The following is a 23,295-nucleotide window of genomic DNA, read 5'->3' as shown; positions in this document are numbered from 1 at the left end:
ATTATTATATCTAGATGTCTTTGTGTTTCTTGCCAATAAATTGACTGGCAATGACTAGTAATAATGACAACACAATCATGATGGTTGCAAGGGCATTCACTTCCGGCGTCACTCCGGTTTTCACCAAGGAGAAGATACGCAACGGCAGGATTTCGTAGCTGACACCGCTCACAAAGGAGGACACCACAACGTCATCCAGTGAAATGGTGAAACTTAACAACCAACCGGACACCACCGCCGGTAAGGCAAGCGGCAGGATGATTTTACGTAAAATGGTGATTTCGCTTGCACCCAAATCTTTCGCCGCTTCCAGCATTCTGGCGTCAAAACCGTTTAAGCGGGAGAAAATGGTGACGGTAACGTAAGGCAGACAAAAAGTTACGTGTGCCAAAAGCAATGACCAGAAACCTAAGGAAATCCCCACCACCATAAATAAGGCGAGTAAGGATACCGCCATTACGATATCCGGCGACATCATCACGATAAACAACATACCGCTTACCGCCTGTTTGCCACGGAAACGATAACGATAAAGCGCGATAGCCGTTAAGCCGCCAACGATGGTCGCAAGTGTTGCTGCAAAAAAAGCTATGGTAACGGAGTGAATCGCCGCCTGAATTAAGGTGTCGTTGTTAAATAAACGCTCGTACCAGTTCCAACTGAAGCCTTTCCAACTTAAACCGTAGCGGTCTGAATTGAAAGAGTTCGTCACTAAAATAACAATCGGGATATACAAATAAGCGTATACCACAAACATAAAAATATTGCGTAGTAAACGGCTCATTATTCCAACTCCACTTTTTTGTTCAATAATTTATTCGCGCGGTAATACACGAAGATGAGTAATGCCATCAAAATGGTCAATCCGATACTGATTGCGGAACCGAACGGCCAGTTGCGGGAAATTAAGAATTCGCTCTTAATCACGTTACCCACAAGCAACACTTTCGCGCCGCCGAGTAAGTCCGCTACATAAAACATTCCCATTGCCGGCAATAATACCAACAAGCAGCCTGCAACGATGCCCGGCATGGTCAACGGCAGAATCACGCGGAAGAATCGTTGGAACGCGTTTGCCCCCAAGTCTTTTGCCGCTTCCAATAAGCGTCCGTCTAACTTTTCAATGGCGGAGTAGAGCGGCAGAATCATGAACGGCAGAAGCAAATACACCAAACCGATAATCACCGCCACTTCGGTGTTCAGAATCCGAATCGGTTCACTCAAAATACCCATTTCCAATAACATGGTGTTCAATACGCCTTTCACGCCGAGGAACACTTTCATGCCGTAAATACGAATAAGCGAGTTTGTCCAGAACGGCAACACCACAAGGAACAATAAGAGCGGTCGATATTTCGGGTGAATTTTACTGACCATAAAGGCAAACGGATAACCGATTAGTAAACAAATAATGGTGGCAATGATTGACATATACAATGAGTTCCACACCACCTGCGCATAAAGCGGATTAAACAGGTTGATGTAGTTTTCAAAGTTAAATGGCAAGGTATAAAAGTTGCTACCATCTCGGGTTAAAAAACTTACGACTAATACCAATAAGTTTGGGATCAGCACGAAGAAGATTAGCCAGCTGAAGATAATCGCAACAGTAATTTTCTGGAATTTATTATTGATTATCTTCATCGTTGAGTACAACCTCCCAACCTTCATGCCATGTAATGCCTACACGTTGACCAATACTGTGATCCATGTGAGGATCATCTTCGTTAAAGAATTCGCTGACCAGCACGCGTTTGCCGTTTTGTTCAAATTCCACGGTGGATTCTAAGGTCATGCCTTTATAAGTGCGGTCGATAATATGACCGATAATGGCTTTGGAATGTTCATGCTCGTCAAGTTCTTTAATTACAATATCTTCGGGACGAAGCAACACTTGAAGCTGCTGATCTTTTTTCACCGGAATGTCCGTATAAATATCACAAACGCGACCTTCCACGTTCGCCAACACCACATTTTCCGATTTACGTTCAATCACAGTGGCATCAAACACATTAATTTCGCCGATAAAACGTGCGACGAACAGGTTTGCAGGTTCTTCGTAAATTTCACGCGGCGAACCGTCTTGTGCGATTTTACCTTTACGTAACAACACAATACGGTCGGACATGGTAATCGCTTCTTCCTGATCGTGGGTTACAAAAATAAATGTGATACCTAACTGGCGCTGCAACACTTTCAGTTCGTATTGCATTTGTTTACGCAATTTGTAGTCCAACGCGGAGAGGGATTCGTCGAGTAATAACACTTTAGGTTTATTTACAACCGCCCGGGCAATGGCAATACGTTGTTGCTGGCCACCGGAAAGCTGGGTCGGCTTACGATCCGCCATTTCTTCTAATTGCACCATGCGTAGGGCTTCTAACACGCGCGGTTTAATTTCCGCCTCCGGCACTTTTTGCATACGCAAACCGAAAGCGACGTTTTCAAAGATGGTCATGTGCGGAAAAAGTGCGTAGCTTTGGAATACGGTGTTAACGTGGCGTTTCTCTGCCGGCACGTTGGTGATGTCTTCACCGTCTAAAATGATGTTGCCCGAATCTAATTCTTCCAAGCCTGCAAGCAAACGCAATACCGTTGTTTTGCCGCAGCCGGAGGGGCCGAGAATTGTCAAAAATTCACCGTTATTAATGGTTAAATTGAAGTCTTTAATAATGGTGTTGGAACCGTAGGATTTAGTAATGGAACGAAGCTCGATAATTGGCTTGTTTTGAACTGTATTTTCCACTAGCTTTGGTTTTCTCCCTAATGTACCGAATTTTTCGATATAAATTAGAAACGAATGCCTACAAAATGCAGGCGGCGACTGTAAAAATGAACGCTAATGATATAGCGATCAGGGCATAATGAAAAGCAATTAATAGTGATTTTTCATAAAAAGTCGGATATTTGTTATATATCAAGGAACTGTCATTATTTTACGGCTAGACTAACAGCAATTTTTCAATGAATTTTTTCGGAAAGCAAAATACTTAAAACAGGAGAAGAATAATGCAGGATTTATTATCTCAAGAACCCGTATTGGAGCGTTTTTTCAACTATGTGAGTTACGACACGCAATCCAAGCCCGGCGCCAAAGTTTCGCCCAGTACGGCAGGGCAGCTGGCATTAGCCAAACATTTGCAGCAGGAGCTTATCGCATTGGGTTTGCAAAATATTGAATTAAGCAAGCACGCCGTGCTTACCGCATTTTTGCCCTCCAATGTGGATCCTGATTCGCCGACCATCGGTTTGATTTCTCATTTAGACACCTCGCCCGAATGTAGCGGCAAGAACGTTCAGCCGGAATTGATTGAAAATTATCGCGGCGGTGACATCGCCCTTGGCATCGGCGAAGAGTTTATCAGCCCCGTGTATTATTCCTTTCTGCACCAATTAACGGGTAAAACCCTGATTGTGACCGACGGCAACACCTTATTAGGCGCGGATAACAAAGCAGGAATAGCGGAAATTATGACCGCACTTTATCGCCTAAAAACGGAAAATCTGCCCCATTGTAATATCCGTGTCGCTTTCACGCCCGATGAAGAAATCGGCTTAGGGATGCAGTTTTTCCCTTTTGAAGATTTCCCTTGCGATTGGGCCTACACTATTGATGGCGGCGCGGTGGGCGAGCTGGAATACGAAAACTTTAATGCCGCTTCCGCCAAAATCACATTTCACGGGCGCAATATTCACCCCGGCGCCGCTAAGAAAAAAATGGTGAATGCGCTGACCTTGGCGTGTGAGTTTCAAAATGCGTTTTCATCGGCGGAAACACCGGAAAATACCGAACAGCGCGAAGGTTTTTTCCATTTAAATCATTTTGCCGGCGACATTGAAAAAGTGGAATTGCATTACCTGATTCGTGATTTTGAATGGAATACCTTTGAACAGCGTAAACAATTCATCACGGCATTGGTGGAAAAATTCAATCGCGAAAAACGTTTACCGAAACCCATTGAGTTAATGATTTCCGACAGCTACAAAAATATGAACGAAACGGTGAAGAAAGTCCCTCAATCCATTGAATTGGCGGATTTGGCGATGCAACAATGCGGCGTTACCCCCAACCATAAATTGATTCGTGGCGGCACCGACGGCGCTTGGTTGGCGGAAAAAGGATTGGCTTGCCCGAACATTTTCACCGGCGGCTATAATTTTCACAGCAAACACGAATTGATTACCCTGGAGGGCATGAAAAACGCGGTGAACGTGATTGTCAAACTGGTCGAGCTGGCGGCTAAGGCGTCATGATAAAAACGCTTGTAAAAACGACCGCACTTTATGTAGCCACAAGAGGTTATGTTTAAAGTGCGGTCATTTTTTCCATTAATTTTTGGCTGCCGGTAACGCGCCTTGATTCCATTTCTGTGCATTTTCCGGGCGTTTGGCTTGCAATAAGAAATGCTGATTTGCTTTTACCTGCCCTTGCACCACCGTGCCTGACGGCGTAGAGAAGGAAATGCCGCCTTTTAACAGCTGTTGTACGCTGCCGGTGTTGAATTGGGCGCCGGACCAGCCGAGGTTGAAATCGTAACCGGAGGCGATCCAGAATTCGGAATTTTGGCGCACGAGGTGCTGATATTTCGGGGCGATAAGAATGTTGATAAATACCCGATCGCCCAACGAATTCAGCTCTAAGTTTTTAATGGTTCCCACTTCCACGCCACGATACATAATCGGCGATCCCGCGGTAATATTTAGCGCGTCGTTGGTTTCCAGCACAAGCGGTAACCCATTGGTATATTTAATGTTATTGTTGACGGATTGGCTTAAGGCAAATTGTGTTTTGCTTTTGCCGGAACCCACTTCCACATCAATGTACGGTTGCAATAAGCTGTCGATATTTTCAATACCGCCGGCGGAAATTTGCGGTGAAATCACTTTGAAGCGCGAGCCTTCTTTGGCGATTAGCGCCATGTAATTCGGGTTAATTAATGCTTTAGCGATGATTTTATTGCTCTTTTGATTAAGCTGAATGCTGTCGATTTCACCAATGGTTAAGCCTAAATAACGTAACGCCATGCCTTTGCTGAGGTTAGTGGCGTCCTCGGCAGTCAGGGTGATTTGTTGCTCTGCAGACTTGGCGCGCAGTTCGTTCGGATAAAGGGTATGGTTGCCTTTACCGCCGCTATTATCAAAGCTGATAGCGCCTTTTAACGAACGTGCTGCGGGCGTTGCCTGAATGCTGATGCCTTTCGGGGTAATGTCAATTTGCGCCGCACTTTCCACCCAGAAGACGCTTTTGTCCGTCAATAAATAGCGGTATTTCGGATAAATAAACACATCCACGGCAAAATGTTGGGTTTGCGGACGGATATCCAAAATTTTACCCACTTCATATTGGCGGTAAAGCACCAATGAGCCTTTGTTAATACTTGGTAAATTGGACGTGGTCAGCGTGATGGTAGGTTGCGGTCGGTTGTCGGTAATGCCGGCTTCCGCGTTGGTTAAATCGCTGTAAAGGGTATAGCTTTCTTTTGCTTTGCCCTGATTTTTACCCGCCACCACGCGAATGCCGCCTTGCAGCCATTTTTCCGGTGTGGCGGCTTCAAAACGTAAGCCGTCAACACCCAAACTCACTTCAAAATTGGAGGCGGCGATAAATAGGGTATCGCCGTGAATTAAATGGCGATACTCGCCGGCGATTGCGACTTTGAATTTGACGCCGTCGGTATCAATTTGCTGAGACACAATTTCGCCGATTTGAATGTTGTTATAAATCAACGGTTGTCCTTCGTTGATACCGTAAGTTTCCGGTGCGGTTAAATTCAGCACTAAGGTGTTCGGCTGTTTCAGTAATAACTCGCTTTCTTTAATCACATCGAAATCCGTTCGGTTTTCACCGTCGCCCGGCAACACCTCAAAATATTTGCCGCGTAGCAGTTTTTGTACATCGGTTAAATCTGCCAGACCCGGTTTTTTCACGCGCAATACAATGTTGCTGTTGGCTTTGAACAAATTGGCAAGATTCGGATCAATTAATAACGTACCACTTAACATTTCATCGTTATTTTCTACCGCACTTAATTCGGATAACACGCCGATTTCGGTATTTTGGTAATAAACGTGGGTTTTCCCTGCTACCAAACCGACAGTGTTCGGAAGGTTGACATTAATGTTGATACCGCGTTTTGCCGCTTGCAGGTTGGAATAAAGTGTGTAGCTTTCGTTCATTTCCGCTGCCGGGCTGTTGTTTGGCGAATCAAAAGCAGCAGCACCTTGCACCACAGAATTAAGGCTGTCTACGTTAACGTTTAAACCGGAAACGTCAATGCTGGCGCTGATGCCGCTGATATTCCAGAAATGGCTGTCTTTTTTGACAAATTTGGCGTAAGGCTTATTGATGACCACATCAATTTCCACTTTTTTGCCGTCTTCGGTGAAATGGAAATCATAGATTCGACCCACGGGTATCTTTTTGTAATAGATAGATGCACCGATTGAAATAGAGCCCAAATCATCGGCAATTAAATGAATCAGTAAATCACCCGGAGTAAGCTGTGCTATAGGGCCTTTCGTTTCTGCCATGAATTCATGTTCGGTGTCCCCCCCGCCCGGTTGTAAGGTGATGTAATTACCTGAAACCAATGCATCTAAGCCTGAAATCCCGGCAAGGGATGCACTTGGTTTCACCAGCCAGAATTTGGTGTTTTCCCGTAAGACGGTTTTGGCCTCAGGGTAAATATTGGCTACCACTTCCACTTTTTGCAGATCATCGGTGAAATTCACCTTCTTTACTACCCCGATTTGCAAACCTTGGTAGCGAATTTGTGTTTTGCCGGCAACGATACCGTCACCGTTGGTAAAAGTGATTTTTACGCTGATACCCTGTTCCTGCACAATTTGGAAGAACAAAATGGCACTGATACACAGGGCGATGAAAGGTAACAACCAAAATGGCGAAATACGCCGGTTTTGACGCACCTGCGCGTTGACTTCCGTTTCATTATTTTGATGTTGCGTGTTTTGCTTGTTGTCTGTCATAGATTTCCCAAATTAAGCGGCTGTCAAATTGCTCCGCTGCAATCATTGTCAAAAATACCGCCGCGCCGAAATAGAGCGCCGCTGTACCTACAGAAAAGTCGATAATCTGCCCTCGGGTAACCAAAGACATCATCAGTGCCAATACGAATAAATCAAGCATTGACCAGCGTCCGACGAAATGCACGATATGCAACAAACGCATTTGCCAGCGAATAGAATGTTTCAGTTTAAAGTGTATGCAGGTGAGCAGGTACAACATAATCAACACTTTGCTAATGGGCACGAAAATACTGGCGGTAAATACCACAAAAGCAATGAAGTAACTGCCCATATCAATAAAACTGATCACGCCCGACATTAAGGTGTCCGTACTTGGCGCACCGTTTAAATAAATCACCGACATCGGCAATAAATTTGCCGGAAACAGCATGATAATACCCGCAATTAATAGCGCCCAGGTGCGTTGTAATTTAATGGCGTTTGGCAAATCAATTTGCGAATAGCAACGCGGACAGATTTCGCGCCCTTTGCGATCGGTGAGCGGATTAATAAAGCTATATTGGCAGGAATGACAATAACGTAAATCTTCCGTATGCGTGAGATTATTGACCGCTTTGCTTTGCGGGTAAAAATCGTTCCACACTTCGTCGGGGTTAATTTTAATAAACAAGAGCGTGGTTAAAAGTGCGGTAAAAATAAAAGCGATTAAGTAAATATTCAGTTCTAATGTGGCGTACTCCTGCACTTTGAAAATGCTCACGCCCAATGCCACCAAATACACGTCAAACATCACCCAGGGTTTAATATAACTGAGGGAAATCAACAAATTGCGTGGTTTTATGTGCATGATCCGTGACAGCCGCAGCAGAATAACCAGCAGCGCAAAGGCAATGGGCATAAACACGGCGCAAAGAAACACTAAAAATGCAGTGTAAGAAAAACCTTGTGTCGCCATTTTCCACACGCCCAGCCAGACCGAGGCGTCAATTTTTTCGCCTAATAAATCTATGCTTAAAAGCGGGTAAGTTAAAGCGAAAGGCATCAGGATTAAAATAGAGATGGCGATAATCGAACAGCGTTTTAAACTCCAGCGGCTGGTGGCATATAACACATTCTGGCAGCGCGGACAAAGGGCACGTTGCCCTCGTTGTAATGCAGAAATTTTAACCACGGCATTGCATTCACCGCAACGAACGAGGCGATGAAAAGTAGCGTCGGCCAAATTTAACTTGGAATGTGCTGTCATGAATCAAGTTACCTAAATATTAAAGAAGCGCGTATTTTATACTGTATTTTTCGTTTTTAGTACGAATTTATCTTGCTTAGACAGAAAAAGTGCGGTCATTTTTCGCGGAATTTATTATTTCTTTTCAGTAGATAGATTATTAATTGTCATTTTTTCTGAAAGTAAGCTAAACTATGGTAAGTTTTTCTACTTATTAAAATCTATGCAGGATTTCGCAATGACAGAAATACAAAAGTTAACAAATAATAAAGAGATTATTGCTTATTTAGCGGAAAAATTTCCGCTATGTTTTTCTATTGAGGGGGAAGCCAAACCGTTAAAAATCGGTTTGTTTCAGGATTTAAGCGAAGCGCTGAAAGATGACGAGCGCGTAAGCAAAACCCAACTCCGTCACGCCTTGCGTCAATATACTTCAAACTGGCGTTACCTACACGGCTGCAAAGCCGGTGCAATGCGCGTGGATTTACAGGGTAATCCGGTGGGGGAACTGGAGCAAGAACATGCTGATCATGCCGCGCAACAATTAGCGGAAGCTAAAGCCTTAATTGCCCAAAAACGTGCGGCGGAAAAAGCGGCAAAAGGCGAAAATGAGAAAAAACGCTCTGTCCGTCGCAATCAGAAGCAAGGTGAAAAGCATGCCCGTAAACCTAATTTTAATTTCAATAACGTGGATATGGCGATGTTGCAGGTCGGTCAGCAGGTAAAAGTCAAAGCAGCTGACCATGCGAAAAACGCCACCATTTTGGAAATTTCCGGCGATGCCGCCAGGGTGGAATTGGAAAACGGTTTGGTGATTACTGTCACGGCAGATCGTTTATTTGCCTAAATTCTTTTAATTAACAAAGCTATCTTTCACAGATAGCTTTGTTTATTGCCGTATTTTAATTAGGAAAGTTTGAATGAAATTTATGAAAACAAAAAGCTATCTGACCGCACTTGTATTAACTTCCTTTTTGCTTAATGTCAATATTGCGGACGCGGTACAACCGAAATTAAAACAAAGTGATCTGGTCTCTTTACAGCCGTCGGAATCCAACATGTTTGCCACGAAACGTGCGACAACCCGCCTAACTCAGTCTCATTACCGTAGATTTCAGCTGGATGATGAATTTTCGAAAAAGATTTTTGATCGTTACCTTAAAGCGTTGGATTTTAACCGTACGACGTTTTTGCAATCCGATATTGATGAAATGTTCACTAAATATGGCAATAAAATTGATGACGAGTTGAATGCAGGTAATTTAGATATTGCTTTTAATATGTATGAGTTAATGATGAAACGCCGTTATGAACGTTATCGTTATGCCTTGTCTTTGCTGGATAAAGAACCGCATTTGAACGATGATGATCAAATTGAAATTGATCGTGAAAAAGCAGCCTGGCCGAAAACCGAAAAAGAAGCGAATAAGTTATGGGAAGCGCGCGTTAAAAACGACATCATCAGCTTGAAATTAAAAGATAAAAAATGGTCGGAAATTAAAGATAAATTAGTTAAGCGTTATAATTTGGCGATTCGTCGCTTAACCCAAACTAAAGCGGATGATGTGGTACAAACCTATTTAAACGCTTTTGCCCGTGAAATTGATCCACATACCAGTTATTTAGCCCCACGTACGGCAAAAAGTTTCAATGAAAGCATGAATTTATCTTTAGAAGGGGTCGGTGCCACATTGCAAACCGAGGATGGTGAAACCAGTATTAAATCTTTAGTTCCGGGAGCGCCTGCCGAACGCAGTAAAAAATTAAAAGCAGGTGATAAAATTATCGGTGTTGGTCAGGAGAAAGGCGAAATCGAGGATGTTGTCGGTTGGCGTCTGGAAGACATCGTTGACAAAATCAAAGGGAAAAAAGGCTCTAAAGTCCGTTTGGAAGTGGAACCGGCAAAAGGCGGAAAATCCCGTATTGTGACATTGGTTCGCGATAAAATTCGTATTGAAGATCAAGCGGCGAAATTAACCGTTGAAAAAGTTGACGGCATCAATGTTGCCGTGATTAAAATTCCAAGCTTCTACCTCGGTTTAACGGAAGACGTGAAAAAATTATTGGTAGAAATGAAGAACAAAAAAACCGCTGCGTTAATCGTGGATTTACGGGAAAACGGTGGCGGTGCGTTGACCGAAGCGGTCGGTTTAAGCGGCTTATTCATTAGCGATGGGTCTGTAGTGCAAGTGCGAGACGCCTATCAACGTATTCGTGTACACGAAGATCCGGACAATATGCAACAATATACCGGTCCGTTATTGGTGATGATTAACCGTTTCAGTGCTTCCGCGTCGGAAATTTTTGCCGCCGCGATTCAGGATTACAACCGCGGCATTATTATCGGACAAAATACCTATGGAAAAGGCACGGTCCAACAAAGTCGTTCACTCAATTTTGTGTATGACTTGGATCAAACTCCGCTCGGCTTAATTCAATATACCATTCAAAAATTCTATCGTATTAATGGCGGAAGCACCCAATTAAAAGGCGTTGCACCGGATATTAAATTCCCGGATGTGATCGATGCGCAAGAATATGGTGAAGAAAAAGAGGATAACGCCTTGCCTTGGGATAAAATTCCGTCGGTCAATTATTCCGAAGTGATGACGGCGCGTGATTTTGTTTCCGAGTTGACTAAAAAACACAAAGAAAGAATCGCGAAAAATCCGGAATTTATTGCTTTAAACGAGGATTTAAAGATTCGTGACGAGCGTCGTGATCGTAAGTTCTTATCTTTGAATTATCAAAAACGCAAAGCGGAAAACGATAAGGACGACGAAAAACGTTTGAAAGATATTAATGAGCGCTTTAAACGTGAAGGTAAGAAACCGTTAAAAGACATTAATGACTTACCGAAAGATTACGAAGCCCCGGATTTCTTTCTGAAAGAAGCAGAATTCATTGCTGCAGATGTCGTAAAATTTGATGCGGAAAAAACCGGACTGAAAGACGCGGATACCTCTGCAAAGCCGTAAACGTTTCATTTTCTGACCGCACTTTCTAAAAGTGTGGTCGTTTTTAGCTAAGTTTAGAGATTAAGGCACAGCGATTAATGAATACGAAATCTTTTAAGTTGACCGCATGGACGTTAGCTATGGCGTTCTATGTGGGGAATGCGGTTGCGGAAGAAACGAAGCCTTCGGAGGCTGCCACGGAGCAAACTCAGGCACAAACTGATTTAGGTTTGGTGCAGCAACTGGCTTTAGAAAATAAAGCGGAAGAAGAGCGTCTTGCCGTCGAGAAAAAAAACGAAGAGGTACGTTTGGCAGCAGAGAAACAAGTACTGGCGGAGCAAGGTTTAGCTGAACGCATCGGTGAAACGGAACTGCAATTTAAACCGTTAATCGCAAAAATTTATGCGGAAAATAATTTTATGCCGCTGTGGCAGGATGAAGAAGCCAAACAACAGTTCTTGCGTGATTATGCGTTAATGGTGGCAAGCGGCATTTCCAAGCGTTCTGCCAACGTCTTAAATGCAGTAAGCCAGTCTGCCGATAAAGAAGCATTTGTGCAAGATGTTATCTTGACCGATGCGTTTTTAGATTATCTGTTTTATGCCAATAATGTGAAGAAATTTGCGCAAAAATGGTTATATTCGGAAAATAGCTACAAAGCAGGTAAACCGGACGAAAACCAGGTCGATTCCTGGCTAAGTGCGGTCAAAAATAATGATGTTTTTGCTTTCGTGAATAACTTATCCGGTGAAAATCCATTATTTAAGCAGACGTTAGCCAAGGTAGAAAATTTAATCCTAAACGGCAAATTAGATAAAAACGGTATTAATGAATTGTATCGTTTAGCGATCAACGCACAGCGTTTGCGTATTTTGCCTGAACTCGATAACGGGATTTTCGTGAATATTCCGAGTTATCAATTGAATTACTACCGTGACGGCAAACTGGTTTTGAATTCCCGCGTGATTGTGGGTACCGATAAACGCAAAACGCCGGTTATGTTCAGCCGTCTGAGCAATGTGGTGGTTAATCCGCCTTGGAATGCGCCAACCCGTTTAATTAACGAGGACATCATTCCGAAAGTGCGCCGGGATCCAAGTTACATTTATCGTAATGGTTATACGATCATCGACGGCAAAGGCAATACCATTGACCCTTATACCATTGACTGGGAAAACATGACGGCGAAGAAGTTCCCATATCGTTTGCGTCAGGTACCAAGCGACAATAGCGCATTGGGCAACTATAAATTTAATATGCCGAGTTCCGACGCTATTTATTTGCACGATACACCAAAACGTAGCTTATTCGGTAATAAAAGACGTGATTTAAGCTCCGGTTGTGTGCGTGTTGAAAAATCCGAAGAATTGGCAACAGTTTTGTTAAAAGAAGCGGGTTGGACGGCGGAAAGAAAACAAAGTGTACTGAAAAGCAGAAAAACGACGTCTGTAACTGTTAAATCCAATAACCCGGTTTTCTTATATTACGTCACTGCATGGGTTGATAAAGAGCAAGTACACACCTTGCCGGATGTTTATGGCTATGACAAAGCACCCAATCTGAGCTATATTGACTGGGACATTTTGAAAAAATATATTCAGCCTTAGTCTCGAACTAACATTCACAAGGTAAGTCAAAACAACAGATTTTAAACATATTCAGGAAAATATAATGAGCAATATTAACCATAGTCGTCGCAAATGGTTATCTTTAGGGGGAATTGTATTGGGTGCAACTTTGTTGCCTGATACGGTTTTAGCTGTGGTTTCAACGCCAAGGCCCCGTATGTTGAGCTTTCGCAATATTAATACCCAAGAGAAATTAAGCGCGGAATTCGTGCTTGGTCGCGGGTTTTCCAATACGACATTACGACTGTTAGATCATTTACTGCGTGATAAGCGCAATAATCAAGTACATAAAATGGACCCGCAGCTTTTTACTAAGTTTTATCGGGTTCAGCAAAATCTCGGTTTACGCAACACCGAAATCCAAATTATCTGCGGTTATCGTTCCGCTGCCAGCAATGCGGCAATGCACCGTCGCAGCCGTGGTGTCGCCAGCAATAGTTATCATATCCGTGGTCAAGCCATTGACTTCCGCATTGACGGCGTTCCGTTAGCGAAGTTACGCAACGCGGTGGAAGCGTTAAATGACGGTGGCGTCGGTTTCTATCCGCGCAGTAACTTCATTCACATGGATACCGGCCCTGTCCGTACCTGGAGAGGAAGTTAGTCCGTTGCTTAAAAACGTTGTTATTTTTAACCGCACTTTGGTGCGGTTTTTTTACTGAGTAAATAAGGCTGGTCATTATGAATATTGAAATTATTCCCGTCACCGCATTTCAACAAAATTGTTCGTTAATTTGGGATGATAAGAAAAATGCGGCAATTATTGATCCCGGCGGCGAAGCGGATAAATTAATCAAACGAATTGAAGAATTAGGCTTGAATTTACAGGCGATTTTACTCACTCATGGGCATTTGGATCATGTGGGCGCGGCGGAAAAAGTCAAACAACAGTTTAATGTGCCCATCCTCGGTTAAAATTCCAAAGATGATTATTGGTTTAAGGGCTTGCCGCAACAATCGGAAAAATTCGGGATGTTGTTTGAAGTCGCCGCCTTTGAACCGGATCGTTGGTTGGATAAAGAAGGCGAAATTTTAACTATCGGCGATTTTACCTTTGAAGTTCTGCATTTACCGGGACACACGCCGGGGCATATCGGTTTTATCGAACATCAAAAACGTGTGGCGTTTACCGGTGATGTGTTATTTAAAAGTGGCATCGGGCGCACGGATTTTCCGGGCGGCAGTTATGACGAGATTATTGCTTCTATTCGGGAAAAATTATATCGGTTGGGTGATGATATGATTATTGTTCCGGGACACGGACCTTACACAACCATCGGTATAGAAAAACAAATCAATCCTTATGTGAAGCAGGAATAAAATCACTAGCAAAAATGTTGGGCATTTTATTCAAACCTCATTGCGTGAATTGCCTGCGCCTTGTGGTATCAGTTAGTAAAATTGAAATTGAAAATCGCTGATTTTTTTGACCGCACTTTATGGCGTGAATACGTTAAATTTTTGTAAAAATTCTGACTTGGATCACAATATAAATTGAATTTCTCGGGCATAATATGCCTTTCAAATGTAACGGTATTTTTTATGTCGTTGCCATGACGTTGTTTGTTAGTGTGTTCATTTTTAAGGTGGTATTTATGCAGCATAATTCTTTACAGGAATGGCTTGCCTCCAGTGCGTTGGGTGGCGCGAATCAAGCGTATATCGAAGAGCTTTATGAAAGTTATCTTGAGGATCCGGGCAGTGTGGATAGCAGCTGGCAGGCGATTTTTAAAACGCTGCCAAAATCCACCGCACTTGAGCAACCCCATTCGATCGTGCGTGATTATTTCCGCCGTTTAGCCCGAGAGAATCATTCGCAGAGTACTGCCGTTATCGACCCCGAAGCGAGTGCGAAATTAGTCAAAGTACTCCAGTTTATCAATGCTTATCGCTCCCGTGGTTATATTGAAGCCACCCTTGACCCCCTCAATTACTACCGTTGGAAAACCTCCTCCGTTCCAGAGCTAGATTATCATCAACATGGCTTAACCGATGCCGATTTGGACGAAAGTTTCAATATTGACTATGCCGTTTACGGCAAAGAAACCATTAAACTCAGCGACTTAGCCCGTGATTTGAAAGCCACTTATTGCGGCAATATCGGCTTGGAGTTTATGCATATTCACGATATGGAACAGCGTAACTGGTTACAAAATAAACAGGAAAAATGGATTCAACAGCCGCTTTTTACGAAAGACGAAAAAGTGAATTTGCTTAAAGAATTGACGGCGGCGGACGGCTTAGAACGTTATTTAGGGGCAAAATTCCCGGGAGCAAAACGTTTTTCGTTAGAGGGTAGCGATGCCTTTATTCCGATGATGAAAGAGATCATTCGTCATGCCGGACGTAACGACATCGATGACATTGTTATTGGTATGGCGCACCGTGGGCGTTTAAATATGTTGGTGAACGTGCTGGGTAAAAAACCGGCGGAGTTATTCGATGAATTTGCCGGTAAACACGCGGAAACCAATCGCACCGGTGATGTGAAGTATCACCAAGGGTTTTCTTCCGATTTTGCGGTGGATGACAAACGGGTGCATTTAACCCTAGCGTTTAACCCGTCCCATTTGGAAATCGTCAGCCCGGTGGTTATCGGTTCCGTGCGCGCCAGACAAACTCGCAAACAGGATTTGGAACATAACCAAGTGCTTGCCGTTACCGTGCATGGGGATTCCGCCGTGGCAGGGCAGGGCATCGTGCAGGAAACTTTGAATATGTCCAATGCGCGCGGTTACAAAGTGGGCGGCACAATTCGTATCGTCATTAATAACCAAATCGGTTTCACCACCTCCAACCCAAACGACACCCGTTCCACCGAATTTTGTACCGACATTGCGAAAATGATCCAGGCGCCGATTATTCATGTGAACGGTGACGATCCGGAAGCGGTGGTTTTCGCCGCGCGTATGGCGGTGGAATATCGCAACGCCTTCAAACGGGATATTTTCATTGATTTAATTTCCTATCGTCGTCACGGACACAATGAGGCGGACGAACCTTTGGCCACCCAGCCGATGATGTACGGTATCATCAAAAAACACCCGACACCGCCGAAAGTCTATGCTGCCCGTTTAATTCAGGAAGGCACCATCAGCGAAGAAGATGCCACCGAAATTACCAATTTATATCGCGATGCGCTGGATAACGGCGAATGCGTCGTGCCGGAATGGCGGGCTATGGATATGGCGAAAGTGGATTGGTTGCAATACCTCAATTATGACTGGACGGCGCCATACGAAAGCCATTTCCCGTTGGATCGTTTCCAAACCTTGGCGAAACGGGTTTCCCATTATCCTGATTACGTGCAGCCGCATCCGCGTGTGGAAAAAATCTATGCAGATCGGAAAGAAATGGCACAAGGCGATAAATTATTGGATTGGGGCATGGCGGAAACCATGGCGTACGCCACCTTGTTGGATGAAGGCACTAATGTACGTTTGTCCGGTGAGGATGCGGGACGCAGTACGTTCTTCCATCGTCATGCGGTCGTGCACAACCAAAAAGACGGCACCGGTTATGTGCCGTTGACCCAATTACACGCCAACCAAGGGCGCTTTGAAGTGTGGGATTCCGTGCTGACCGAGGAAGGTGTGCTTGCCTTTGAATACGGCTATGCCACAACGGATCCGAAAACGTTGACCATCTGGGAAGCACAGTTCGGTGATTTCGCCAACGGTGCGCAAATCGTGATTGACCAATTCATTAGCTCCGGTGAACAAAAATGGGGCAGAATGTGCGGCTTGGTGATGTTGCTGCCGCACGGTTATGAAGGGCAAGGCCCGGAACACTCTTCCGCCCGCCTGGAACGCTATTTGCAACTCTGCGCGGAACAAAATATGCAGGTGTGTATCCCGTCAACGCCAGCGCAGGTTTATCACATGTTGCGCCGTCAAGCGATCCGCAAAATGCGTCGTCCGCTCATCGGTATTTCGCCTAAATCCCTATTGCGTCACCCGCTTGCGGTGTCCACGATGTACGAACTGGTGAACGGTACTTTCCAAACCGTCATCGGCGAAATTGATGAACTCGATCCGAAACAGGTCAAGCGCGTGGTGATGTGTTCGGGCAAAGTGTATTACGATTTGTTGGAACAACGCCGTAAAAACGAGCAAACAGACGTCGCGATTATCCGTATCGAACAACTTTATCCGTTCCCGCACGATGATGTGAAAGCGGTGCTTGCGCCTTATGCTCATGTGACGGATTTTGTGTGGTGTCAGGAAGAACCGCTGAACCAAGGCGCGTGGTATTCCAGCAAACACAATTTTGAAGCGGTTATTCCGGAAGGGGCGAAATTAACCTATGCCGGTCGCCCGGCCTCTGCCTCTCCAGCGGTGGGCTATATATCATTGCACACCAAACAACAAAAACAATTGGTGGAAGACGCGTTAACACGTTAATGAGGCGATAAAGTGCGGTGATTTTTCACAGCGTTTTTTGTGCGAAAAAAACGCGGCGAAAACCGACCGCACTTTTCATCAAAATATAAGACTTAGCTAAACGAACATAAAAAGGAATAAACATTATGACGATTGAAATTCTTGTCCCCGATTTACCCGAATCCGTAGCCGATGCCACCGTGGCAACTTGGCACAAAAAAGCGGGCGACGCAGTGAAACGTGATGAAGTGATTGTGGAAATCGAGACCGACAAAGTGGTGCTTGAAGTGCCGGCACAGGCGGACGGCGTGCTTGCCCAGATTTTGCAGGAAGAAGGGGCAACAGTAGTCAGCAAACAGTTGCTTGGCACTCTGGAAGATTCGGTGACGGCGGCAGCCATTGCAACGGAAAAAACGGCGGAGCCGACACCGAAAGATCGTCGCACGGAAGTGCCTGATGAACCGCATGTCACCGATGCGCAAGGACCTGCGGTACGCCGTTTATTAGCCGAGCACGGTTTACAGCCTTCCGATGTTGCCGATGTAAAAGGCACCGGCGTGGGCGGCAGAATTACCCGTGAAGATGTGGAAGCGATCCTTGCCCAACGCACGGCTGCAGCGGCACAACCGCAAGTGGCGGAAGATACCCTCAGCACCGTGGCATATGCCGCACGTAGTGAAAAACGCGTGCCGATGACCCGTTTACGCAAACGTATTGCGGAACGTCTGTTGGAAGCCAAAAACACCACCGCGATGTTGACTACGTTCAATGAAGTGGATATGCAGCCGATCATGAACCTGCGTAAACAATACGGTGAAAAATTTGAAAAACAACACGGCGTGCGTTTAGGCTTCATGTCTTTTTATATCAAAGCCGTGGTGGAAGCCTTAAAACGTTATCCGGAAGTGAATGCCTCCATTGACGGCGACGATGTGATTTATCACAACTATTTTGACGTGAGCATTGCGGTTTCGACTCCACGCGGTTTAGTGACGCCGGTATTGCGCGATTGTGATAATCTTTCCATGGCGGACATTGAAAAATCTATCAAAGCCCTGGCGGAAAAAGGGCGTGACGGCAAATTGACAGTAGAAGATTTAACCGGCGGTAACTTCACCATTACCAACGGCGGCGTGTTCGGTTCGCTAATGTCCACTCCGATTATCAACCCGCCGCAAAGTGCCATTTTAGGTATGCACGCCATTAAAGAACGCCCGGTGGCGCTAAACGGTCAAGTGGTGATTCGCCCGATGATGTATTTGGCATTGAGTTACGACCACCGCTTAATTGACGGGCGGGAATCCGTCGGTTTCTTAGTGACGATAAAAGAGCTGCTGGAAGACCCGACAAGATTATTACTTGAAATTTAATAAGAAAACCGCTTGTTTCTTGCTTGCAAGACAAGCGGTTTCGGTTTATAAAAACGCCTTAAGAAAAAAACGTTGTTTATTCTTCGCAGGTAAGTTTGCTTACTTGCTCACGCCAACAGTCAAAAAATAATATTTTTTACAACCGCACTTTTTATCAGAATATTTATACGCAACAGAGGATTTTGTATGAATCTACACGAATACCAAAGTAAGCAGGTTTTTGCCGAATATGATTTACCGATATGCCGAGGCATCGCTTGTAAAACCGCAGACGAAGCGGCAGAGGCGATCAAACAGCTGAAGGGCGATGTTTGGGTTACCAAGTGCCAAGTGCATGCGGGTGGGCGCGGAAAAGCCGGTGGCGTGAAATTGGTGCGTAATGAAGCGGAAGTGCGTGCCTTTGTGGATAAATGGCTGGGGCAGCGTTTGGTGACCTTTCAAACCGATGCCAATGGGCAACCGATTAACATTATTTATGTGGAAGAAACGGTCAATATCGACCGAGAGTTATATTTGGGCGCGGTGATCGATCGCGCTTCACAAAAAGTGGTCTTTATGGCATCTGCCGCCGGCGGTATGGATATTGAAGAGGTGGCGGCGAAAACCCCGGAATTATTGCATAAAGTAGCGTTGGATCCGCTGGTGGGCGGAATGCCTTATCAAGGGCGCGAATTGGCGTTTAAACTGGGGTTGAAGGGCGATCAAATCAACCAATTTACCCATATTTTCACCCAACTGGCGAAAATGTTTGTAGAGCGGGATTTATCTCTGTTGGAAATTAATCCGCTTGTAGTAACCAAAGAAGGCAAGCTGTCTTGTCTGGATGCCAAGATCGTGGTGGACAGTAATGCACTATATCGCCAGCTGGATTTAGCCACTATGCACGATATTACCCAAAGCGATGCGCGTGAAGCCTTGGCGGAATTGCACCAGCTGAATTACGTAGCACTGGACGGCAACATCGGCTGTATGGTCAATGGCGCCGGGCTTGCCATGGGCACGATGGATATTGTGAAACTGCACGGCGGGCAGCCTGCAAATTTCCTTGATGTGGGCGGTGGCACAACCAAAGAACGGGTGGCGGAAGCCTTCAAAATCATTCTTTCCGATAAAAACGTCAAAGCCGTATTGGTGAATATTTTCGGCGGCATTGTGCGTTGCAATCTGATCGCCGAAGGCATTGTGGCGGCGGTGAACCAAGTGGGCGTACATGTGCCGGTAGTGGTGCGTTTGGAAGGCAACAACGCGCCTTTAGGACGGGAAATTTTAGCCAACAGCGGTTTGAATATTATTGCGGCGAAAACCCTCACGGACGCGGCGGTGGAATCCATTAAAGCGGCAAATGGTAATTTATAAGGAGCGAATGATGTCAATTTTAATCGATAATAACACCAAAGTAATTTGCCAAGGTTTCACCGGAGGACAAGGCACATTCCACTCCCAACAAGCATTGGCTTACGGCACCAAATTAGTCGGTGGCGTGTCCCCCGGCAAGGGCGGCACAACCCATCTGGGGCTGCCGGTGTTCAATACTGTGCGGGATGCCGTGGAAGCGACCGGCGCCACCGCAACAGTGATTTATGTCCCTGCACCGGGCTGCAAAGACGCCATTTTAGAAGCTATCGACGCGGGCATTCAGTTAATCGTGTGTATTACCGAAGGGATCCCAACGCTAGATATGTTAGTGGTCAAACAGCGTTTAAATCAAACCGGCGTAAGTATGATCGGCCCGAACTGCCCGGGCGTGATTACACCGGAAGAATGCAAAATCGGCATTATGCCGGGCGATATTCACAAGAAAGGCAAAATCGGCATCGTTTCCCGCTCCGGCACGCTCACTTATGAAGCGGTCAAACAAACCACCGACGAAGGTTTCGGGCAATCCACTTGTGTCGGCATCGGCGGCGATCCGATTCCCGGCTCCAACTTTGTGGATATTCTTAAATTATTCCAAGAAGATCCGCAAACAGAAGCTATTGTCATGATCGGCGAAATCGGCGGTTCGGCGGAAGAAGAAGCGGCGGCGTTCATTAAACAACACGTCACCAAGCCGGTAGTCAGCTACATCGCCGGCGTTACTGCCCCGAAAGACAAACGCATGGGGCACGCCGGCGCCATCATCAGCGGCGGCAAAGGCACCGCCGATGAAAAGTTTGTCGCCCTCGAAGCGGCCGGCGTGAAAACCGTCAGAAGCCTGGTAGGCATCGGTGCAGTATTGCGGGACGTGCTGAAGAAATAATTGGAGTTAGTGAGGTAAAAAGTGCGGTCGGTTTGAAAAACGTTTTTTAAATCGACCGCACTTTAATCTACTCCCCAAAACTTGGACAGATCAACCTAAGTTTAGGGGAGATAGATCATTTTGATTCCCTTAAAAGTGCGGCTGTAATTTTCGTTAAATCAAAACAAACCTTATGCTACTAACGCAGTTTGTTTTAAGCGGTTTTTCAGTTTGGTATATTCCGCCACTACATAGTGCTCTGCCCAAGCTTGATCCTCAATTTTATCAATACGCACCGCGCTGTATTTGTATTCCGGCGTTCTTGAACCCGGGTTCAAATGTTCGGCGGTGAGTTCGTTACATTTACCGATCCACCATTGGTAGGTCATATAACAAGCGCCTTTGTTGGTACGGGTGCTCACATCGGCGTGGGAAATAACTTTACCCCGTGAAGAAGCAATCCAAACCAAGTCGTTGTTTTTAATACCCAGTGCTTTGGCGTCTTGGTCGTTCATTTGAACGAATCCCGGTTCGTCGGCAAGGGCGGCGAGGGCGCGACAGTTACCTGTCATAGAACGGCAGGAATAGTGTCCCACTTCACGCACGGTGGAAAGTACCAACGGGAATTCTTCGGAAAGATCTTCCATCGGCGGTTCCCAGTCGCAGGCAAAGAATTCGGCTTTGCCGCCTTTGCGGTCGAAGATTTGTCCTTCATACAAATACTGCGTACCTTGGTCTTCCGGTCCTTCGTCGGTACAAGGCCATTGAATGTAGCCCAAACCTTCCATTTTTTCGTAGGTCGCGCCTTTGTAAATCGGGCAAAGTTCACGTAATTCGTCCCAAATTTCTTTGGTGTTGTTGTAATGCATTGGATAGCCTAAGGCTTGCGCTATTAAACTGATGATTTCCCAGTCGTCCTTGACATTGCCTACCGGTTCAACGGCCTTATAGAAGCGTTGGAAACCACGGTCGGCGGCACTGTACACACCTTCATGTTCGGCACAGGAGGTTGCCGGTAAAATCACATCCGCTTCCGCGGCGGTTTGGGTCATGAAAATATCCTGTACGATAATGAATTCCAAATCCTTGAAGGTTTGTTTCATAGCGTTAATATCAGGTTCGGTTTGTAAGGTGTCCTCACCCATGATGTAAAACGCTTTGAGTTTGCCTTCTTTCACTGCGTGCGGTACTTCACTTAACGGCACGCCCGGTTTGGTCGGAATGGACGGTACTCCCCAGGCTTTGGCGAATTTCGCATTGGTTTCCGGATCAGCAAAACTTTGATAGCCCGGCAAGGTGTTGAATAACGCGCCCATATCGCACGCGCCCTGTACGTTATTTTGACCACGTACCGGGTTTACACCCACATTCGGTTTACCAAGATTACCCGTCAACATTGCCAAACTTGCCAACGCACGAACGGTTTCCACCCCTTGGCGGAATTGACATACACCCATACCCCACAAGATCGTCGCGGTTTCCGCTTTCGCATAAGTGCGGGCGATTTCACGCAACATTTCAGGGTCAATGCCGGTGATGTGTTGCGTGGATTCCGGTGTATAGGCTTTTACGGTTTCATAGAACGCATCGAAGTTTTCGGTGTGTTCATCAATAAATTTTTGATCTTGTAACCCCTCTTCCAAAATCACATTCATCATGGCATTTAAGAATGCCACGTTACTACCGTTGGCAAGTGGTGCATAAATATCAGCAATACGCGCAGTCTCGATTTTACGAGGGTCACAAACAATGATTTTCGCACCTTTTTCTTTGGCGTGATTAATTCGACGCGCCACGATTGGGTGTGAAGTGGAGGCATTATAGCCGAAGATAAATACACATTTGGTGTCTTCAATCTCAACGATTGAGTTGGACATTGCGCCGTTACCGACCGATTTGAGCAGACCTGTTACAGAAGGGCCATGTCATACGCGCGCACAACAGTCAACATTGTTATTTCCTAATACCGCACGGGCGAATTTTTGCATAACGAAGTTCACTTCGTTACCCGGACCGCGGGAGGACCCTGTTACCATAATGGATTCGTTACCGTATTTTTCACAGATTTCTTTGAGACGGTTAGCGGAGTAAGAAATCGCTTCTTCCCAGCTTACCGGGGTGAATGGTTCGCCACGTTTGTAGCGGATCATCGGTTGAGTCAGGCGAGGAGTCAGAATTTTAGTGTCATGTACGAAATCCCAGCCATAATATCCTTTTAGACACAACTCCCCTTCGTTGGTCTTGCCGTTTGCGCCCTCAGCTCCCACAATTTTGTTGTTTTCAACCAAAAGATTGATTTTACAACCTGAGGCACAATACGGACATACAGTAATCACTTTTTTAATTGCCATAGTAATGTCCTTATTTGAGCTACAACACGATATGGATAAATTATTGTTATTGTCCAAAGCCATCATACTCCTAAACACTAGGATAGACCTACAAAAAGCATGGATTTATTGATATAGAACAGGTTTTTTGTAAATTTTGGGATTTGATAGTGAAATTATGTCATCGCTAAAGATGGG

The 23,295-nt window shown here is 45.3% G+C and carries 15 protein-coding genes and 1 pseudogene; 10 read left to right on the top strand and 6 right to left on the bottom strand.

Translation table 11 applies throughout. The annotated features are described in order from the left end of the window. Nucleotides 1-10 precede the first annotated feature (10 nt). Genes potC through potA form a run of 3 tightly spaced genes read right to left on the bottom strand, consistent with a single transcriptional unit; the run spans nt 11 to nt 2,746 of the window. A complete protein-coding gene (gene potC / locus LIN98_RS09385) occupies nt 11-784 on the bottom strand; it encodes a spermidine/putrescine ABC transporter permease PotC (protein ID WP_005542482.1) in 774 nt (257 codons plus the stop codon). Continuing rightward, nucleotides 784-1,644, bottom strand: coding sequence for a spermidine/putrescine ABC transporter permease PotB (gene potB, locus LIN98_RS09380; protein WP_005547379.1), 861 nt, complete (start codon nt 1,642-1,644; stop codon nt 784-786). Before potB ends, potC begins: the two co-directional genes overlap by 1 nt. Continuing rightward, a complete protein-coding gene (gene potA, locus LIN98_RS09375; protein ID WP_005567231.1) occupies nt 1,628-2,746 on the bottom strand; it encodes a spermidine/putrescine ABC transporter ATP-binding protein PotA in 1,119 nt (372 codons plus the stop codon). Before potA ends, potB begins: the two co-directional genes overlap by 17 nt. Before the next feature lie 263 nt (nt 2,747-3,009). Between potA and pepT the strand changes: the two genes are divergently transcribed. Next, nucleotides 3,010-4,254 carry a peptidase T gene (pepT, locus tag LIN98_RS09370; protein WP_005547374.1) on the top strand — a complete coding sequence of 415 codons (1,245 nt, stop codon included), beginning with the start codon at nt 3,010-3,012 and terminating at the stop codon, nt 4,252-4,254. A gap of 75 nt (nt 4,255-4,329) precedes the next feature. Here the strand turns inward: pepT and LIN98_RS09365 are convergent, their stop codons facing one another. Continuing rightward, complete coding sequence (locus tag LIN98_RS09365; RefSeq protein WP_014167915.1) at nt 4,330-6,987, bottom strand: PqiB family protein; 2,658 nt, start codon at nt 6,985-6,987, stop codon at nt 4,330-4,332. Next, on the bottom strand, nt 6,950-8,233 hold the full coding sequence (locus tag LIN98_RS09360) for a paraquat-inducible protein A (RefSeq protein WP_014167914.1): 1,284 nt from the start codon (nt 8,231-8,233) through the stop codon (nt 6,950-6,952). Before LIN98_RS09360 ends, LIN98_RS09365 begins: the two co-directional genes overlap by 38 nt. Before the next feature lie 217 nt (nt 8,234-8,450). Between LIN98_RS09360 and proQ the strand changes: the two genes are divergently transcribed. From proQ to sucD, 9 genes and pseudogenes are all read left to right on the top strand, one after another. Then, nucleotides 8,451-9,059 carry an RNA chaperone ProQ gene (proQ, locus tag LIN98_RS09355; protein ID WP_005547369.1) on the top strand — a complete coding sequence of 203 codons (609 nt, stop codon included), beginning with the start codon at nt 8,451-8,453 and terminating at the stop codon, nt 9,057-9,059. Between the two features lie 73 nt (nt 9,060-9,132). Then, the gene (gene prc / locus LIN98_RS09350; protein ID WP_005567236.1) at nt 9,133-11,190 is read left to right on the top strand and encodes a carboxy terminal-processing peptidase; all 2,058 of its coding nucleotides are present in this window, start codon (nt 9,133-9,135) and stop codon (nt 11,188-11,190) included. A gap of 77 nt (nt 11,191-11,267) precedes the next feature. After that, on the top strand, nt 11,268-12,776 hold the full coding sequence (locus tag LIN98_RS09345; RefSeq protein ID WP_033000485.1) for a L,D-transpeptidase family protein: 1,509 nt from the start codon (nt 11,268-11,270) through the stop codon (nt 12,774-12,776). A 64-nt stretch (nt 12,777-12,840) separates the two neighbouring features. Next, complete coding sequence (locus tag LIN98_RS09340; protein WP_005567240.1) at nt 12,841-13,401, top strand: peptidoglycan L,D-endopeptidase MepK; 561 nt, start codon at nt 12,841-12,843, stop codon at nt 13,399-13,401. A 77-nt stretch (nt 13,402-13,478) separates the two neighbouring features. Continuing rightward, nucleotides 13,479-14,117: pseudogene (locus LIN98_RS09335) on the top strand (MBL fold metallo-hydrolase). 275 nt (nt 14,118-14,392) lie between these two features. Continuing rightward, a complete protein-coding gene (gene sucA / locus LIN98_RS09330) occupies nt 14,393-17,200 on the top strand; it encodes a 2-oxoglutarate dehydrogenase E1 component (protein ID WP_187372716.1) in 2,808 nt (935 codons plus the stop codon). 125 nt (nt 17,201-17,325) lie between these two features. Further along, entirely contained in the window at nt 17,326-18,549 is a 1,224-nt protein-coding gene (odhB, locus tag LIN98_RS09325; protein ID WP_005542495.1) for a 2-oxoglutarate dehydrogenase complex dihydrolipoyllysine-residue succinyltransferase, read from the top strand. 186 nt (nt 18,550-18,735) lie between these two features. Continuing rightward, entirely contained in the window at nt 18,736-19,905 is a 1,170-nt protein-coding gene (sucC, locus tag LIN98_RS09320) for an ADP-forming succinate--CoA ligase subunit beta (protein WP_005570587.1), read from the top strand. Nucleotides 19,906-19,915: 10 nt separating this feature from the next. Next, the gene (gene sucD / locus LIN98_RS09315) at nt 19,916-20,788 is read left to right on the top strand and encodes a succinate--CoA ligase subunit alpha (RefSeq protein ID WP_005567260.1); all 873 of its coding nucleotides are present in this window, start codon (nt 19,916-19,918) and stop codon (nt 20,786-20,788) included. 170 nt (nt 20,789-20,958) lie between these two features. Here the strand turns inward: sucD and fdhF are convergent, their stop codons facing one another. Further along, nucleotides 20,959-23,112, bottom strand: a complete 2,154-nt coding sequence (gene fdhF / locus LIN98_RS09310) for a formate dehydrogenase subunit alpha (RefSeq protein WP_080986629.1) — start codon at nt 23,110-23,112, stop codon at nt 20,959-20,961. Between the last annotated feature and the right edge of the window lie 183 nt (nt 23,113-23,295).

The sequence above is a fragment of the Aggregatibacter actinomycetemcomitans genome (genome assembly GCF_023518055.1).
GTDB classification, from domain to species: domain Bacteria; phylum Pseudomonadota; class Gammaproteobacteria; order Enterobacterales; family Pasteurellaceae; genus Aggregatibacter; species Aggregatibacter actinomycetemcomitans.
Note: the sequence above shows the minus strand (reverse complement) of the source record. Positions and strands in the feature narration are given on the sequence as shown.